A 1,946-nucleotide genomic window follows, 5' to 3' on the forward strand; every position below is an offset into this window, starting at 1 on the left:
ACTGCTCTGCGCTTGATCAACCATAGACCACGAAAATGCTTGGGTTGGAGAACCGCTCACGAATCCTTTTCAGAGGAGCTGTCGCACTTAGCTTGACAATCCGTCTTAATAATAAGTTGTAACATAAAGTGAAACTGCTACAATAAATAATTAAAAAAGACCCATACAAGAACAAAAAGCGAACAAAAAGAACAGGATAGATGCCAATCTGACCATTAAATAAGAAGCCTGTTAATATTAATTGGTAAGCAGAGCATTTTTTTATTAATTCATGAGATTCTCCTTAAAACTTCATATGATTAATAAAATAGAAACTGATGTTTTACAATCTGCTTTTTTGAAATAAGACTTTTCCTTACTACATTTTGCATAAAAGAAAAAATTGATGTCGTTGTCTTCAAAAACAAATATAACAGGTTCGCCCAGTTCGTAAAACTACTACGATAACTGCTGTTAATAGCGAATATTGAATGTACCACTACCATCTGGAGATGTTGCTGAAATCCTATGATAACCACGAAAAAGTCTTGATAAACTTGTACTATAGTTTCCGTAATCACCTGCATTTACACGTGTGGTTCCCTTTAGTTCTCCATTCATATCATAAACTTCAAAAACATAAGTACCTATTGCGCGAGCAGTAAAAGTGAACTCAACACTACCCGTTAAATATATAGGGACACTAAATCCTTGATTGAAATATCCTGGTAATGGATTATTTGCAAAAAGGTCAATTCCTTCTTGTGCCTGAATCTCCTGTGAAGGAGGATTAGTTGTAGTAACAGCCTCGTCGGCGAAAGCTGCCTGGATAGGTGCTAGGAGCATGGCCATGGTAGAAAGTACTGCAATAGCTGTTTTTTGATATTTTTTCATAATCAAACATCTCCTTTAGAAAATTAAATGGAATAATAATCGTTTACTTATCCCCTACGAACAAGAATACCAGTAAAACACTAGTATTGTTCCAAAATTCACATTCTAGTTGATAGTAGCATCAGAAACATGTGTACCTATATGTGCCTAGAGGTTGTAAGAGTACTACTAGATAGGTGGTAAAAATTTTGCATGAAGTAGAAACAAATGTACCCCTCCTGCAAATATATTTGTACAAGAGTTATGATATATCTTTCTCTAAAGAGAAACAATGTGTTTTATTTATTTTATTATATAAATTGTATTTATATGGTTATTATTAAATGTTAGATATTTTATGTATTTATCAATATTACATAAGTTTTCAATCTACTTTATAAAAAGTAAAAACTTCAATTGGAGAGGACTTTTGTGTATACAGTATATAAGTAAGCGTCAAACTCTTCACATCTTCAACTACTAACCTAGCTATGAGATCATGAGATTAACCTGAATACGGAGGGTAACTCATGAATGCCAAAGAACAATGCAGACAAGATTGGCACACACGTATCGCAGCCTGGGAGTCTTCTGGTAGGCATGGTTGTGGGCAAGACAGTAAAGAACAATGTCTATTCGTTCCTGATGATTGGTAGACCGCACCTTGCTCATAGCTTTCGCTTCCCCTTTATAAGCTTTTAAGCGGCTATGACCATTATACTTCTTCATCCAATCTGAGAGTTGTGTTCGGCTGGCGATGTCGCCATTTCACTAAGATGGTAACGCTGATGTTATGTTTTTTGCTACTTCCACACGACTGCTCTGTCTTGCTTTTAACTCCTGTATGATGGCTAGTTTCTCAAACACATTGTATCGTTCTTCATAGACAATGGAAAACTCCCCTTCAAGTAGCGGTTTATTTATTAAACCTGTCTACTTGAAGGGGAGCATATCAAAATCGGTTGCCTGTTCCGTAATTTATAATAGCGAGGTTACGAACTTCACCTCCGGAAAGCAGCTATCCGGTCCTTTCATTAAGATTCCGCCTTGATTTTTCAGATACATATCGAAGAAATCCAGCATATAGGCATTGA

2 protein-coding genes are annotated in these 1,946 nt (G+C 35.9%); one reads left to right on the forward strand and one right to left on the reverse strand.

The annotated features are described in order from the left end of the window. Positions 1 to 453: 453 nt before the first annotated feature. Positions 454 to 873 (reverse strand): hypothetical protein, encoded by a 420-nt coding sequence (locus AC5V8P_RS25325; RefSeq protein WP_064796492.1) that lies wholly within the window; start codon positions 871 to 873, stop codon positions 454 to 456. Positions 874 to 1,386: 513 nt separating this feature from the next. On the opposite strand from AC5V8P_RS25325, the gene AC5V8P_RS25330 reads away from it, so the two are divergent. After that, positions 1,387 to 1,554, forward strand: a complete 168-nt coding sequence (locus tag AC5V8P_RS25330) for a hypothetical protein (protein WP_155762536.1) — start codon at positions 1,387 to 1,389, stop codon at positions 1,552 to 1,554. Positions 1,555 to 1,946: the final 392 nt, after the last annotated feature.

The sequence above is a fragment of the Paenibacillus sp. N119s genome (assembly GCF_059447605.1).